The sequence below is a fragment of the Paenibacillus lutimineralis genome, assembly GCF_003991425.1.
Lineage (GTDB): Bacteria > Bacillota > Bacilli > Paenibacillales > Paenibacillaceae > Fontibacillus > Fontibacillus lutimineralis.
The window spans coordinates 2,335,552-2,351,532 of sequence record NZ_CP034346.1 but is presented as its reverse complement, the minus strand read 5'-3'; the positions used below and the strand labels follow the sequence as shown (position 1 = coordinate 2,351,532).

Sequence of the window (15,981 nt, the reverse complement as noted above, 5' to 3'; positions counted from 1 at the left end):
TTTACATATCATACAACAGCAGCCTTAGACGATAAGGATCATTCTTCTATTCTTATAATAAGGAATGCTGCAAATCAGGTATCACACATTCAGGATCATGGGAATGGCGGACATAGAGACCAATAGCTCCACAGTGAGCCCGCGGTTCAACGCCCATGTATCCGTGAATAAAATCAAGATCATGAGATACCATCAAAAAAGTCATCTGGTGATGTGCGTGCAAATGGCAAATCAATTCAAAGAAATCAGCTTGCGTCTGGGCATCGATGCCGACCGTAGGCTCATCCAGTACGAGCAAATCGGGATGATTAATCATCGCTCTGGCCAGAAAGACGCGCTGTTGCTGCCCGCCGGACAGCTGTCCAATCCGCTTATTTGCTAGATCGCTAATCTTCATGACTTCAAGCGCGTCATTACATTTCTTCTGCTCCGCCGCCCCAATGCGGCGGAACAATTTCTTATTGCTATAAAGCCCCGATAACACAACCTCGCGTACCGTTGCCGGGAACAATGGGTTAAAAGAGTTCTTCTGTGGCACGTAACCGACCCGCTCCCAATCTCGGAACTGGCGAATCGGCTGACCAAACAGCTTGATCTCGCCCGAATTAGGCTGTAGGAGACCTACCATCATGCGCATTAAAGTTGTCTTGCCCGCGCCATTCGAGCCGATTAGACCAACAAAATCCCGTTCTTTGACAACAAAGCTGAAATCGGAAATGACCTTCTGGTTTTGATAAGCAAATGAGATATGATCAAGTTCAATGACATTATCATGACAGTATTCTCGTGGCACTGATATTTCTGGTTTCATAGACAATTTCCTTTCTGCTCTGTACGAACCATCTGACTCTCCTTATTGTAGAGCGAGCAGCAGATTTTGCAAGTTCTTCTCCATCAAGGTAAAATAATTCTCTCCGTTCTTCTCTTGCTCTTTCGTCAATCCTTCAACAGGATTCAGCACTAGTGTCTTAACACCAGCCTCATTAGCCAATGTCTTCGCTAATCTGTCAGATACCAGTTCTTCGAAGAAAATATATTGGATTCCTTCCTCCTTCACCGTCTTCGATAAAGCAACGATATCCTGCGCTCTTGGCTCAGCATCGGGTGATAACCCCATAATTGCATGCTGTGTCAAGCCATAATCACGGCATAGGTAACCGAAAGCTTGGTGGGATACAACGATTTCTTTCTTGTTCGTGCCTGCAAGCTCAGTGGAGAATTTCGCATCGAGATCATCCAATTTTTTTGCAAGTTCCGCATATCTGCTCTCGTAATCCGCTTGGTGATCCGGATCGACTTCGATGAAGCTATTTTTAATGTTTTCTGCGATAATCTTAGCGGATTTCGGACTGACCCAAGTATGAGGATCGATATGATGGCTGCTCTCTGCTTCAGCTTCGCTTCCTTCATTATGATGGTCGCGCTCAGCCTCTTCTTCTCCATGGTGATGTCCATCATCACCTTCCGCGGTAATTAGGGACACGCCTTGGCTAACCTCCACCGGCTTCACAACAGCATCGCTGCCAAGCCCCTTCAGGAAGTTCGGTACCCAGCCCTCCAGCCCGGCACCATGATACAGGAATAACTGCGCCTTCGACGTGTTCAGAATCTCTTTGCTGCGCGGTGTCCAATCATGTGGCTCGACCCCTGTTGGCAGCAAATTAGTCACATTGGCTTCATCCCCGCCAATCTCCTTGGCAAATTCATAGATAGGATAGAAGCTTGTAACTACATTTACCTTACCTGGAACGATTTCAGCATTGCTCTTCTTGCCGCAGCCCGATAAGATAACCATAAATATTAACATGAGCAGGATTAATCCTGCAGTCCCTAACTTACGTCTTGTCAAAACCATGAATTCATAACCTCCGCACTTAATCGTAATAATTACAATTAGGATTATATGTGCAAATTTAAAGTTTTGTCAACTATATTATTTTTAAAAATAAGCAAAGTTGAAATAAAGAGCAGCCAAAACTATGCAAGTCTTGACTGCTTCTGCCCCTTTGAATCTATGAGCCGCTAGCCGCTCTATTCCGCTCTATATCAGTATTTGTTGACAATATGTACCCGTTTTATTCGAAGGTCTGATTGTGAACCGGATCCATATAAGATCTTCCCATAAAAAAAACGCCAGAGGCATGTCCCCTGGCGGTATTATTATAACTTACTATTACTTCACGACAGCTCCGTTAGGCATCGATTCAGGTACGGTTGCCAGTGTCAACTGATCCCCTTGCGATGCAGCGAGAATCATGCCCTGTGACAGTTCACCGCGCAGCTTCACCGGCTTCAGGTTCGTCACACAAATCACCTTGCGCCCTACAAGCTCCTCCGGTTTATAGAACTTGGCGATCCCCGATACGACCTGACGTTGCTCGAAGCCAAGATCAAGTTGCAGCTTCAGAAGCTTATCGGCTTTTGGCACCGGCTCACAGGCAAGCACCTCAGCTACTCTCAGCTCTACCTTAGCGAAATCATCAATGCCGATCTCTTCCTTCAATTCCGGCTGTTCCACTACCGGTTTGCTGGAATCAGGTGCAGCTTCCGCAGCAGCGGATACGCCTCCAGTCATCGAGTTATCGATAAACTCAATCTCCTTCTCCACTTCGAGACGTGGGAAGATAGGCTCACCCTTGCCCATTGTTGTACCTGCTGGAATCAAGCCAAAGCTCTTGGCGCTATCCCATGCTGTCAATTCTCCTGGTGTGATGCCTAATTGCTCCCAAATTTTCGCTGGGGCCTTCGTCAGGAATGGTTGCAACAGAATTGAAATGATCCGCAGCGATTCCACCAGATTCACCATTACAGAAGCAAGCTCATCGCGCTTGGCTTCATCCTTGGCAAGCGTCCATGGCTGCGTCTCGTCGATATATTTGTTCGTACGGCTAATAAATGCGCTAATCGCAGTCAAAGCAACAGAGAATTCCAAGTTCTCCATCACTTCCTCTACCTTCTCTACAGTGCGCAGCGCCATGTCGGCCAGATCCGCATCATATGCTGTTACATTTGGACGATAGGCAGGTACGATGCCTTCAAAATACTTGCCTACCATCGCCACGGTACGGTTCAGCAAATTGCCTAGATCGTTAGCCAGATCAGAGTTTACACGTTGTACGAAGCTCTCTGGGGTGAACGAACCATCAGCGCCGAACGGCACCTCGCGAAGCAAATAGTAACGTGTAGCATCAAGACCATAACGATCAATAAGTACGTTCGGATCAACGACATTGCCTTTCGACTTGGACATTTTGCCGCCCTTCATCAGCAGCCAGCCATGGCCAAATACCTTCTTCGGCAGCGGCAGATCAAGTGCCATCAGCATAATCGGCCAATAAATCGTATGGAAGCGAACGATTTCCTTACCTACCAGATGCACATCGGCAGGCCAATAACGGTTGAACATCTCTTCGTTATCACTGCCATAGCCCAGGGCAGTAATATAATTGGTCAGAGCATCGATCCACACATAGACGACATGCTTCGGATCGCCCTTGACTTTAACGCCCCAATCGAAGGTAGTACGGGACACAGCCAAGTCCTCAAGACCAGGTTTGATGAAATTGTTAATCATTTCGTTCTTACGTGATTCAGGTTGAATGAATTCGGGATTTTCCTCGTAATACTTCAGCAGACGATCGACATAATTGCTCATCCGGAAGAAATAGGATTCCTCCTTCACCAGCTCTACCGGGTGACCACTTTCCGGACTTTTGCCGCCGATGACTTCCCCCTTCTCATTCTTGATGACATCCACCAATTGCGACTCTGTATAATAAGTCTCATCAGGAATGCTGTACCAGCCTTCGTACTCGCCCTTATAAATGTCGCCCTTCTTCAACAGACGATCAAAAATCTCGGCCACAACCTCTTTATGGCGTGGTTCCGTCGTACGAATGTAGTCATCATTAGAAATGTCAAGCTTCTTCCACAGCTCCTTAATGCCAACAACAATATCATCGACGAACTGCTGCGGGGTTTTCCCACTCTCCTTAGCTTTTTGCTCGATTTTTTGCCCATGTTCATCCGATCCTGTCAAATAGCGAACATCATAGCCGCGCAACCTTTTGTAGCGTGCTATAGCATCGCCGGCCACGGTCGTATAAGCATGGCCGATATGCAGTTTAGCGCTCGGATAATAAATCGGCGTCGTGATGTAGAAGGTTTTCTTGTCAGACATACTGTCATCTCCTTAATTCAAGTAGTTCAAAAAGTCCGCTTTTGATAAGAAACCCGATCGAAGTCATTCAAGGATGAGCGACAACGATCGAGAGGTAGGGTTTCTTGCGATATAGAATTTCATCAGCTACGCTGATAACTTATAAATTCTATATCTAACACCAAGTGTGTCAGGAAGTGGGCTCGGCATCGAATCTTGGATTCACCCGGGCCAAGCGTATGCTTACGAAGTATGTTTCCTCCGGAAACATCTCAGGTGCTCACGTACAGACTACGTACGCTCCGCTCCTCACGCCCTAGCTTCACCCAACCTACTCGGTGCTGAAAACCGGTCTTTTTGAACACCACTTTTTAGTTAAAATAAAAAAACTCCCGCCCCACAATGGGACGAGAGATCTCTCACGTGTTACCACCCAAATTCCCCGCACCTTTGCAGGCGAACGGGCTCAGTTGGTCGCTGTCGCAACCATCCATTAACGCCGGATCCGCGCTACTCCCTTATCGGCCTAGCTAGGCCCGACTCGAAAGCAGTTCCTCCAGGACCATATTCCAAAGCTGTTCCAGACCGGTTCTCAGCTTCCCCGGTTCTCTGCTGCTGGACGCAACGCTCTGTACTCATCCCTTCACTGGACATATATAAAGGTTAATGTTCAACAAGTCTATACTTATTGAATACGTACATATAGCACTATATTATGAAAAGACATATCTGTTGTCAAGTTATACCCGCCCTGCCTTATCTTTATACTTGACGTGAGTCTTCTTGGGCGGTACCAGGTCCACACCACCTGGATGAAAAGGGTGGCACTTCACGATCCGCCTAGCGGCCAGCCAGGAGCCCTTCAAGGGCCCATGCACTTCAATCGCTTCCAACGCATACGCCGAGCAGGTCGGATAGAAGCGGCAGGTTGGAGGCTTCAGCGGCGAAATAAATTTACGGTATACATGGATCGGCGCCTGAAAAGTCTTGCGGACGATGCCCATATTATACGCCTCCGCCCAATTCCTTACCCGTATTCGAAGCTGGGACCTGACACTTGTCAGGGCGGCAATTTTTGCAATAACCGAATACTTCAAATTTATGCTTCACGATCTGGAACTCCTCAGGGGCATCCGTCATGGGCATCGGGCAGAAATGAATTGGATACGTCTTCTCGCACTGCAAGCAAATCATATGGTGATGATGATGCCCTTCCTTGCTGCAGCTGACTCTGAACTTCAGTCCATCCTCAAATACAACTTGCTCGAGCACTCCGAGCTCTTCCATAACCCTGAGATTTCTGTATACGGTATCGAAGCTAAGCCCACTGTATTGTTTGCCCATATACTCATATACATCTTTTGGCGTTAGATAACCGTCCCGTTCTGCGAACAGTTTGGCCAAGCTTTTGCGCTGGTCGGTGATTCGCAAACCCTGGGCAGACATCACACCGATAATATCCTCTGTCGACAGCATGTGACATTCCTCCCGTCTGAACTACCCTTCCATGCGTCTTTTACATTACATCTCTCTTAATAATGCCGCAAAAATTCTCCTCCGTCAATGTAACAAGTCCCATTATCAACGGCCAACCCCAGGCCGCATGCAGGTGATAGCCTTACTTGCGCCTGTTTTGCGCTCTTTATAGCCTCGCTTGGGCCTGGTTATGCTCCTCATTGTGTCTCGTTATGTGCCTCGTTTGTGCCTGTTCATGCACCTGTAAGCGCCCTTTATGCGCTCGTTGTGCGCTCGTCATGCCCCCATGTGCCTGTAAGCGCCTGCCTGTTAAGCCCTATGCTCCTCTTAAGGGCGCATATCGTCCGCGCCTGGGCCCCTTTAGCATGATCATACTTGTAACGGACACCAGCGACGCTTACGAGCAAGAAACTACTGTTTTCTAAATTTAACGGTCACTACAAGCGCTTAAAGGCTGCAGACATAGCTAAAAGAGGTATCTTTATCATCTAACGCACAACCATGTCCGTTAGAATTCATAATGGACGGAATTACTATCCTAAGGGGCTGCTATGTCCGTTAGATTTTGCACACCCCTGTCAAACTACTAACTTCTACTGACTCTGTAGCAAGCTGATAAGTCCGATAACGCTGTTTTCTATTAGTGACCATCAACAAATTCCGTTCAACTAATCCATGCAGGACGCGCCGAGTGTGACGATCAGAAAGTCGAAGGTGATCGGCGATTTCGACTGCTGAAAAAGAATGCATGAATCTACGGGCAAATCGAAGCGTTTCTGCTTCAGCCCAATCCAAATCTGATGACAATGAAGTCGATATGAATTTTCCAATAAAGGCCAGTATAAGTTGCCTACAAACCTTGGGTTCCTCAACTATCGAAAGATATGCTATAGGGAGTATTGTCCAGTCATCTAGAGCAAGCATCGAATGCTTCATGCATAAATCCTTAAAGCGTGTAACACCAATATCTCTGGCGTGAGATCGGTAATCTTGAATTTCAATACATCCTTTGGCGCCTCCCGGCATATAGGCCAGGTCAAGATAACGGACTGCATTCTTCATGTCCCTAACTTCCCATTCAGGGTGTAGATTATCCAAGTTCCCGATTGATGGATACCAACATAGTCGAAGAAATTCATAAGTACTGTGAGTCAAGCCTTTTTCAAGGAGCTCACGTCTTCTTGGATTGTCCTCCTCCACAATATTTCTGTGCAGCCACTCTTCATAAGTTTGGATAAATAAGCTCATAAGTTAATTCTCCCTTCGTAACTCTATTGGCTACAATACTGATCATAAGCACACAAAAAAGCCGCTCCAATATGGCAACCATAAACGGATGCTCATATTAAAGCGGCATGTGCTTCACACCGATTGATTTATGATTTAAGTATAATGCCTAATTATGCAGACGACAATTGATAAATTCATGCCTAGACTCAACCTAAAATCAACATTTCTTCTTTTCTTCCTCTATAGGAAATAAAGCAACTTTCAGCAAAGAACAACGTCTAAACCATTGAATGATTCTACCACAAATGGGATTATAGGAACAGCCGGGAAAAGCTAGCAATACGTTTGAAATCTATTCGTGATCATCAAAAGTGTTGTTGGTTCTACCTAAACTAAAATTTTTGGAGGTTTAGAAATGAAAAGAAAGTTAATCATCGTTGCTTCACTTGTTTTTGCTCTTACATCTGTATTAATTGGAGGGGCATTCGCTAGCGGGAAAATCACAATAGTTGTTAATGGACAAACAATACCTACTGACGTTTCCCCCCGTAATACTGATGGAAGAGTCATGGTACCAATTAGTACGATTTCTAAGGCGTTAGGTGCTGATGTAACCTGGGATTCTAAAAATCAAACCGTAATTATTAATCAAAAAACAGGAACTCCGCTTTCTACTCCCGATATATGGAATGAGGAAATAAATACTTCTGGAGGAGAATGGGCAGAAATTGTATCTATAATTAATCAGTATTTGACTGCGTATGATTCAAGAGACGAAGAAGCCTGGAAAAAAACAATAGCCCCTAGTTACATTGAAAATGGCTCAATTGAACTAGCAGGAGGAGGAGTGTATCCTTCCATTTTAGAACTAAAAATATTAGATGCTAAAAAGATAGGAGAATTACAAAATGGAGTCCAATACAAAATACTTGTAAAAATAGTTCATTACATGAACTTATCCACACCGTTTGTGGCTAAATGGGAATTTGATGTCTCTCCATATATGAGCAAGGGATACCTTATAGATTATGCAAACATAATCAGTGATACCCAATTAAAGAATTATACCGTTTTCCCTGGTTTAACATTCACCGATGTTTCTGAATAAATGTAAGGTGGATTAATATCAACAAAAAAAGCGTCCCAAGCCATCAAAGATGACTCGGGACGCTTTTTAATAATATAAATTAAATTATTGCTTCGCTTCCGGCAACGGCTGGAGCAGCAGGTTGACGGACAAGTTGCTGCCTGGTGCAGCTGTGAAGACAAATTCAACGGTCTGTTCACGATCGCCTGTGCGGAACAATACGTTGGCATCATTCGGTGCGCTAAGCGAACCACCTGTAGACAATTGTACGATATCGCCGTTCACCATGATCGAACCGGAATATCTACCGCCACGTGGATTAAACGTAATCAGTGTATTTGGAGCAACACGATACAGCTTAATTTTATACAACATTCCAAAGTTACCAGCATTGAGTTTATAAGCATTTGTTATACCATCATACCCAACCTGGAACGGATCATTGGAATTATCACCGATAAGCAGTCTTTGTCGAGTAGTTCCAACTAGATCATTATATTGGAAATATCGAGTCGAATCCTCATAGGTTCCACGATTGTGAACATCTTCTTTCAAGTTTGGAAGCGACGGCGACTGTGCTATTGCAAGAGGGTCTTTATTCGGATCAATCATGATTACATTAAACTCTAGTGATTGATCGCTATACATATCAGCAAACAGAGATATTACGTCCCCTTGCTTCATCGTTGTAGCATTAAGCTCTGGCATAATAACCTTGCTCTCTCCTGGGGCGATCCAAACATCCTTATATTGACCACCGGTTTGCAAAGATTTGTAATATCGTTCAACCGAAACTTTTCCTGCAGCCGTCGCATACTGACTTGGTCCACCAAAACCGAGGCTATTCTGTGTCAGACGAGCAGTTGTCTCATTCTTATTCGTAGCAACAACATACATCTTCATGTTCTTGCCCGTGGAGTTCACATGGTGAACCATGAAGCGCATTGCGCCGCTTGCCGTTTCTTTATATACTCTACCTTCCGAATATACAGTCTCTGGGCTGTTGCTGCGGATCAATGTTACAGGATCGGAAGAAATCGAGTAGTTCACTCTCTCCCAAGATGGGACAGATGTGCCGTCAAAAGCGTATTTCTCACCAACTGGCGTGAATAATTTATTGAAATCGTCGCGGTTATACAACGTCTCGTTCGTAATCGTGATCGTACGCTCTACCGTGGAAGATAATCCAAATACATTGACTACCTTCAGGCGGATCGTCATCTGCCCTGGCGTAAAGAAGGCACGCTCGTTATTTTCCCACACTAGTTCCTTAATGCCTACTTCATCTGAACTAAGGTCAGTATAAGTGATCAGTTCACCCATCTTATACGTATCTTTGTCGGTCATGAAATTGGCAAGAGGCGGAGTATGCGGCTTCCCAACGTTAATCTTCAGAGAGAACGGATCACTCCACTGCCCGTTGGAATCCTGAACACGATAGGTTACCGTATAAGTCCCCGGGTCCGTGAACTTATCCTGGCGCCCTGTCCACTCCTCATTTACGATCTCAAGCCCGCTCGGGGAATAGGAATTTGTCAAATATTGAACGTCTGTCTCCCCTGCGATCACTTCCTTGTTGCCAATCGAGAAGGATGCTACAGGCTTCGTCGATAGATTCAGAATAACACGCTTACCGACATTATCTACTGTATATGGAATACCAAGCGCCTTCGTAATCGCCGTCAAAGGCACCATGAAATTGTTCTTGGCCGAATAAGACTTGCCCTTCATCGGCGTAACGACGCCGTTCACACGGTAATTTGATGTGTCCAGCTTGAAGCGGAGCTCGTCATTGCCGCGAGAAATAATCGTCTCTTTGGTCTTATTGTCAAAAGAAAGCTGCAAACCGGCACGCTCAACGATGGCACGGATCGAAACGTAGGAAACGCCGTTCTTCACTTCCATCGGATAGCCGGCTATGTATTCTTTGCCGCCTTGATACATCTTATTGCTGTTCATCATTAGAACCAGTTGTCCGGCTCCGGCAGTGGCATTTGTAGTCGTGGCTGGGTTAGTCGTTGAAGAATTCGAGCCATCGGCATCTTGGCCTTCGTCAGTCCCAGTCGGTTGCTCCGTCTGGCCTTCCTCCGCGCCGCTATTGTCACCAGTCCCCTCAGTCTTACCGTTCTCTCCAGTAACTGATGTGTCCTGACCCGTCGAATCCTCGTTAGTCACTTGACCCTCTTGACCAGGATTAGTTGCATTGCTATTCGAAGTGGTAGCCTCGTTAGCTCCCAAATTATTCGATGTAACAGTAGATTGCTGTTGAACAGCGCTAACTGTATCTTGCTTAGCTGCTTCTTCAGCGCTTACAGGAATAACCATTGCTAATTGCGATGCAATAATAATCGTAGTGATAATTAATTTTTTGAAATTCATGTCTAGCTCCTTCTACTCCCATTTTGTCTCTCTGACAATCACATAATGTTAAACGCATGTAAACGAAAAAAGTTGCTTCTTGTCATAAAATAAAAAAACAACAACGAAACTATTGTATCTGACATTCCAGAGATTTTCCAGTTTAATTTCTGTTGTTGATGAGTTCATCTATTATTTGTATTGTGATCCCGCGTAGTCCCATCACTTCCCTCATAAAAATAGCCCAGCAAAGAACGATGTCTCTGCCAGGCCTATACTATATCTAGCTATTAGTTCGTGATTTCCTCTAACTTCAGGCTAACTGGAAGCTTTCCTTGCGGCGTAAACTCACCCATCAATACTTTGGCTACGGCATCCAGAGAGAACTGTCGATTCTCGTATAAGCAAATATACGTGCCCACATCCTTGAATGATTCGACATCGTACGGATTCCGGGTCGAAATAACGACGACACTTGCGCCGTGCATCCGATTCAGCGCATTGACCAGGTGGCTCTGTCCTTCCGGAATCTCGCCTTCTGCCGTATAGGTGACCACGACAATCTGTTCAAAATCAGTGCTGCGCTTCAGCACCTCTAGCACTTCCCCTTCGTCCGGGCGTGTTCCGATCACTGATAAGCTGACCTTATCGCTATATGGCTGCAAGGCGTTGAGCAGCGTATATTGATGTACCGAAGGTTCATCGACCTCAGTGCGATGCCGCAGTTCAGGCCAGATCACAAGCAGAGGCTTCTGCTTGTTCAGAGGCAGATTGCCGGAATCCCGCACAAGCGTTACACTCCGCTCGGCAACTTCCCTTAGCAATGCCTCACTATCCACTTGAGGCGTAAGTGGAACAGGTACACTCAAAGGATCAGTTCCTGTGGAAGGTGCAATTCGATTCGCCTTCAATTCCAATATCCGCTGCAGCGATTGATTAATTCGATCTTCACTGATCCGGCCACTTACTACCGCTTCCCTCACTGCTTCTATAGCGGCAATCTGATCGCTAAGTGTGTGACTGACCAGCACAAGATCGGCACCCGCCTCGATCGCCCGTACCGCTCCTTCGGCGATGCCGCAGCTCTTAGCTATAGCATGCATCTCAAGGCAATCCGTTACGATGACACCGTCAAAGCCCATTTCTTCACGAAGAAGCTCTGTCAGTACACGGCGCGATAAAGTAGCTGGAATCTCCTCCGTCTCAAAGGCCGGGAAGATGACATGAGCCGTCATCACTGCATCGGCACCTGCTTCAATCCCCTTGCGGAAAGGAAGCAATTCGATGTGATGCAGCCTTTCCTTGTCATGAGGCACAACAGCCAGGCCAAGATGCGAGTCAACCGCCGTATCCCCATGCCCAGGAAAATGCTTAACCGTCGCAATGACGCCATGCTCTTGATATCCTCGGGTGGCTGCTACGCCATGCTCAGCTACCTTGGTAGGATCTTCACCAAAGGATCTGACGCCGATGACTGGATTGGCCGGATTGTTATTCACATCAATACATGGGGCAAAGTTCATGTTGATACCGAGCGCCAGCATCTCCTCAGCAGCCAGCTTGGCTACATCATAGGTCAATTGCAGGTCGTCTACGGCTCCAAGTGTCATATTCCCTGGAATACGGCTAATTCCGTCATGATCGAGACGGGCGACCATACCGCCCTCTTGGTCGATCGATATAATGAGCGGAATATCGGAATGGCTGCGAGGAAGCTTCTGCAGATTGTGCGACAACGTGGCAAGCTGCCGAACCGATTCAATATTACGACGGAAGTATACAACACCGCCGACATGATATTTCCCAGTCAATGTAGTTATTTGCTCATCAGGCGTCAAGCTATGAAATCCGCAAATAAACAATTGGCCAATCTTCTGCTCTAGAGTCCACTGAGTCAAGTCCAACATTATTCACCTTCCCATTTTTAGAGGTTATTTAAAAAGTCCTCCTTTGATAAGAAAACCAATCGAGGCCACTTCAAGGATGAGCGACCGCGATTCAACGGTAGGTTTTCTTGCGATATAGAACTTCATCAGCTACGCTGATAACTTATAAATTCTATAATCTAACACGAAGTAGGACGGGTTGCTTCATCGACATCGAATTTTGAATTCAGCCGGGCTTAAGCGGATGCTTACGAAGTTATGTTTCCTATGGAAACATCTCAGGTGCTCAGGTACCCACTACGTACGCTCCGCCCCTTTTGGGCCCCCTACTTTTAAGATGCCGGTGAGTCCTTCAAGCGATATTCTGAGGGAGTCATGCCAGTATACTTTTGGAACACCTTGGTAAAATAACGACGCTCCTGATAGCCTACCTCGGCACCGATCTGTGTGATCGACTTCTCACTGCCGCTTAGCATATACTTCGCCGTCTCAATCCGTTGTCTCGTCAGATACTCCACAAAAGTTTCCCCGAAATGATTCTTGAAGAGCAGGCAGAAATAACTGCAACTAATGCCAAGGAAATCGGAAATATCCTCGATGCCGAAGTCAGATCCCAGATTCTGCTGAATATAATTCTGCGCCGACATCATCAGTACCTCCGATGATTTCTTCGTCGAGAGCGAATCCTTATAACGCTCAATCAGTGAGACGATCAACGATATCAGTTCCTTTACGCTGAGCGTTTCCTGAAGTCGTAACCAGACGGCTTCCTCTTGTTCTCCAGGGAGCATCTGCATTTCACGCATTTCACGCAATAAATGAATGAGCAAGTAATACAACAGCTTCTCGGCCCTACCGACCGAGGTCTCATTCAGACGGGCTACATAAGCTTTCAAATCACTGATCATCTGCGTCAACGCTTCATAATTACCATTCCGCAGGCCACTTCCGAATTGCTCAACCCAGTGCCACTGCGCATCTACTACGCCGAGAACGCCGCTAGGAATAGGCTCAAAAAGATCTTCACTCACATTTGAAATATCAGTAAACCATCCCTGCGACGGGTTAAGAATCAGAATCTGCTGCATGCGCTGATAAACCGCGGATATTTCACTCAAGGAGCGAGGTTCTTGCCCCAGACACATACGGATGAGCATATGCGGCTTGTCTTTAACCATCGCTTGCAATTTCTCATGCACTAGGCTCAAGGCTTCCATTGCTATAGGCTGATTTACGACAGTGTCGAAGATGATACACCATTCTCCTTCGCGTACCTGAAGCACCGTGTAATCTCTGAGCAGGGGCTGGAACAGCTCCTTCAATTTCAACTTGATCTCCAGATTCCATGCCTTCCGTTCAGGGGCAGGCCAGGAGATGGACTCGTGCGCGTAGCCGTCCATATCCAGCAGCAATACGGCATAGCTATCTGGGTGACCTGCGCCTTCCTCATCCTGCCACAATTCATCCTCTTTGACTGCCTCTTGTCCCAATAAGGAATGAATCAGAATATTCTCATTAGCCAGGGATTCTACCCGGCTTAAGAGCTGCTCTTTGTTCTTCTGCTTCTTCTTCTCGATGATCTGCTTCGCCAGCTTCCTTACCGTTTCTTCCAATTCGAAGTAGTTGATCGGCTTGCAAATATAATCGCGAACCCCGTAGCGAATCGCGGTACGTGCATATTCAAATTCCTGATAGCCTGTCAGAAGAAGGATTTCCCCGGTTAATCCCTGTTCTCTAACCTTCTGGATCAGCGTCAAACCATCCATTACCGGCATTCGGATATCACATAAAATCAAATCGGGATGATGCAGGGTAGCCGCCTCCAAAGCGTCCACACCGTTCTTAGCCAAGCCGATAATTTCAAAGCCCAGATCCTCCCAAGGCAGCACCTTCGATAGATTGTTCAGGATATGAACCTCATCATCAACTAATAACGCCTTCAGTCTCATTTTTATCACCCAATTCATATTTAGGAATCACACATTGAATCACCGTACCGTATCCAGGCTGCGAACAGATGAACAACCCGTATCTAACTCCGTATTTAAGCCGGAGGCGATCATACACACTTCTCAGCCCCAGGCCTCTTCGCTCATGATTAGGATAAGATCCAGATTCATGGTAGGCTGGATTATCCCAATCCAGGTATTGGATCTTGGACAGCGCTTCGTTCGTCATCCCAATTCCATTATCTTCGACCCGAAGCGTGATCCGATCCGCCTCCATCCTTCCAGTGACCTTGATCATTCCCTGATACTCGATCCCTTCAAAACCATGCTGGATGCTGTTCTCCACAAGCGGCTGAAGGGTAAGCTTGAGAAGCTGGCAGCCCATCATCTCATCCGGAATATCAATTTCATAATCGAACAGATCATCAAATCTGAACTTCTGAATCTCCAAATAATTTTTTAAATGTTCGATTTCCAGGCTGAGGCTAATCTCCTCCTTGTCCTGAATGCTGATCCGTAATATGTTAGCGAGCCGCAGCACCATCTCGCTGACCTTGCGGCCTTCATTCTGGACAGCCAGAACATTAATAGATTCCAGTGTATTAAATAGAAAATGCGGCTTGATCTGGGCTTGCAGCACTCTCAGCTCCGCATTAGCCTTCTGGAACTGCTCTCTCTTAACCTGCTCGAACAATTCGTTAATTTTGACCATCTGATTGTTGAAGCCTTGCTGCAGAAGCAATAGCTCATCATCGCCCTTCTCATCCACGCGCGCACTCAAGTCCCCATCCTCGACCTTGCGCATGAATCTGACGATGACGCCAATCGTGCCTGTAATCCGGTTCATGAACAACAGGTTGAACAACAGAGCTGTTACGACACATACGAAGAAGATAATAACGAACCAATTGGCAAAAGTCACAACCTCACGCGACAAATAGCGCCAAGATGTTACAGAGACGAGCTTCCAAGGATACTCCTTCAAGTCATAGGCGGAAATGACACTCTCTTCCCCATTGAACTTAGCCTTGAAGCTCTGATAAGTCCCCCCACCCTCAAGCTTCTTCATAATGTTTGGTTCCAAGGATTGCCCAACCATTTCGGATTTGTAATCATACAATACTTGGCCCTTGTTATTGACCAGCATGAAGCGTGTATCCTTCATACTACTGCCCAGCCTGAGGTTCTGAAATATCTTCTCAAATTCCCAGTTTTTAATCTGAACAACCAGAATACCTACGCTACGCAGATTGTTCAAATCTTTAATCAAGCGGATCTGCGTAAATACATTGTCCGAGCCAGTAAATTCAGGGTACTCATGAGGCGCAATCCATAGCGGCATCCCTCTGAGAGACACAACTTCATCATACAGTGGATGCTCCTTAAACTGTTCGTAAGGTAAAGTCTGAAAATTCTCTTTATTAAAAATTGTAATCACATTCGATCCAACACGCCCATGCACATTGTACAAAAAGGCGTAATCAATCGCTGGGTGATTATAGAGCAGCGACCGAAAGTTCTTCTGGTTCGCATTAAGCTCAAGCTGGCTCGATGCCGTCAAATCCTGCGAATCCGGGTCTTTGGCAATCAACGCCTGTTGGAACACCCCTTTGGCAATGCCGTTATCGGTTACATTATCCATTTCATAGAATACGTTCTTGATGCTATAGCCGATCGCCTTCAGCGAATATTCCGACTGCTGGCTATACTTCGTCTCTATCGAATTAAAGCTGACTAGAAACGTAATAATGCCGAGGATAAATAAAGGGATGATCACCAGCCCCAGAAAAGCGGTAAACAATTTAATTCGCAGATTCATACGCATGAGCTCCCGAC

Annotated in this window: 11 protein-coding genes; 1 reads left to right on the top strand and 10 read right to left on the bottom strand. The window is 46.1% G+C overall.

Annotated elements, in window-relative coordinates; translation table 11 throughout:
- Positions 1-52 precede the first annotated feature (52 nt).
- The 6 genes from EI981_RS09750 to EI981_RS09725 all read right to left on the bottom strand — a co-directional run bounded on the left by EI981_RS09750 (position 53) and on the right by EI981_RS09725 (position 6,883).
- A complete protein-coding gene (locus tag EI981_RS09750) occupies positions 53-811 on the bottom strand; it encodes a metal ABC transporter ATP-binding protein (RefSeq protein WP_126997629.1) in 759 nt (252 codons plus the stop codon).
- A gap of 42 nt (positions 812-853) precedes the next feature.
- Positions 854-1,855 carry a metal ABC transporter substrate-binding protein gene (locus EI981_RS09745; RefSeq protein WP_193556440.1) on the bottom strand — a complete coding sequence of 334 codons (1,002 nt, stop codon included), beginning with the start codon at positions 1,853-1,855 and terminating at the stop codon, positions 854-856.
- 318 nt (positions 1,856-2,173) lie between these two features.
- A complete protein-coding gene (gene metG, locus EI981_RS09740; protein WP_126997627.1) occupies positions 2,174-4,180 on the bottom strand; it encodes a methionine--tRNA ligase in 2,007 nt (668 codons plus the stop codon).
- Between the two features lie 719 nt (positions 4,181-4,899).
- Entirely contained in the window at positions 4,900-5,163 is a 264-nt protein-coding gene (gene yidD, locus EI981_RS09735) for a membrane protein insertion efficiency factor YidD (protein ID WP_068781867.1), read from the bottom strand.
- 1 nt (position 5,164) lies between these two features.
- Positions 5,165-5,635: a Fur family transcriptional regulator gene (locus tag EI981_RS09730; protein ID WP_126997625.1), complete on the bottom strand. Its 471-nt coding sequence runs from the start codon at positions 5,633-5,635 to the stop codon at positions 5,165-5,167.
- Positions 5,636-6,193: 558 nt separating this feature from the next.
- Positions 6,194-6,883, bottom strand: coding sequence for a transcriptional regulator (locus EI981_RS09725; protein WP_126997623.1), 690 nt, complete (start codon positions 6,881-6,883; stop codon positions 6,194-6,196).
- 397 nt (positions 6,884-7,280) lie between these two features.
- On the opposite strand from EI981_RS09725, the gene EI981_RS09720 reads away from it, so the two are divergent.
- Positions 7,281-7,973, top strand: coding sequence for a copper amine oxidase N-terminal domain-containing protein (locus EI981_RS09720; protein ID WP_126997621.1), 693 nt, complete (start codon positions 7,281-7,283; stop codon positions 7,971-7,973).
- An 84-nt stretch (positions 7,974-8,057) separates the two neighbouring features.
- On the opposite strand, the gene EI981_RS09715 is transcribed toward EI981_RS09720, so the two are convergent.
- The 4 genes from EI981_RS09715 to EI981_RS09700 all read right to left on the bottom strand — a co-directional run bounded on the left by EI981_RS09715 (position 8,058) and on the right by EI981_RS09700 (position 15,964).
- Complete coding sequence (locus EI981_RS09715; RefSeq protein ID WP_126997619.1) at positions 8,058-10,331, bottom strand: copper amine oxidase N-terminal domain-containing protein; 2,274 nt, start codon at positions 10,329-10,331, stop codon at positions 8,058-8,060.
- A gap of 269 nt (positions 10,332-10,600) precedes the next feature.
- Positions 10,601-12,217, bottom strand: coding sequence for a beta-N-acetylhexosaminidase (nagZ, locus tag EI981_RS09710; RefSeq protein ID WP_126997617.1), 1,617 nt, complete (start codon positions 12,215-12,217; stop codon positions 10,601-10,603).
- Between the two features lie 311 nt (positions 12,218-12,528).
- Entirely contained in the window at positions 12,529-14,145 is a 1,617-nt protein-coding gene (locus EI981_RS09705) for a response regulator transcription factor (RefSeq protein ID WP_126997615.1), read from the bottom strand.
- Complete coding sequence (locus EI981_RS09700) at positions 14,120-15,964, bottom strand: cache domain-containing sensor histidine kinase (RefSeq protein WP_126997613.1); 1,845 nt, start codon at positions 15,962-15,964, stop codon at positions 14,120-14,122. The genes EI981_RS09705 and EI981_RS09700 overlap by 26 nt, the downstream gene beginning before the upstream one ends.
- Positions 15,965-15,981 lie beyond the last annotated feature (17 nt).

Bases quoted from the DNA above. Each gene is read 5' to 3' on its own strand.
- EI981_RS09745 (WP_193556440.1), bottom strand. From the start codon at position 1,855: ATGGTTTTGACAAGACGTAAGTTAGGGACTGCAGGATTAATCCTGCTC.
- EI981_RS09700 (WP_126997613.1), bottom strand. From the start codon at position 15,964: ATGAATCTGCGAATTAAATTGTTTACCGCTTTTCTGGGGCTGGTGATC.
- EI981_RS09715 (WP_126997619.1), bottom strand. From the start codon at position 10,331: ATGAATTTCAAAAAATTAATTATCACTACGATTATTATTGCATCGCAA.
- EI981_RS09730 (WP_126997625.1), bottom strand. From the start codon at position 5,635: ATGCTGTCGACAGAGGATATTATCGGTGTGATGTCTGCCCAGGGTTTG.
- EI981_RS09750 (WP_126997629.1), bottom strand. From the start codon at position 811: ATGAAACCAGAAATATCAGTGCCACGAGAATACTGTCATGATAATGTC.
- EI981_RS09725 (WP_126997623.1), bottom strand. From the start codon at position 6,883: ATGAGCTTATTTATCCAAACTTATGAAGAGTGGCTGCACAGAAATATT.
- nagZ (WP_126997617.1), bottom strand. From the start codon at position 12,217: ATGTTGGACTTGACTCAGTGGACTCTAGAGCAGAAGATTGGCCAATTG.
- EI981_RS09720 (WP_126997621.1), top strand. From the start codon at position 7,281: ATGAAAAGAAAGTTAATCATCGTTGCTTCACTTGTTTTTGCTCTTACA.
- EI981_RS09705 (WP_126997615.1), bottom strand. From the start codon at position 14,145: ATGAGACTGAAGGCGTTATTAGTTGATGATGAGGTTCATATCCTGAAC.
- metG (WP_126997627.1), bottom strand. From the start codon at position 4,180: ATGTCTGACAAGAAAACCTTCTACATCACGACGCCGATTTATTATCCG.
- yidD (WP_068781867.1), bottom strand. From the start codon at position 5,163: ATGGGCATCGTCCGCAAGACTTTTCAGGCGCCGATCCATGTATACCGT.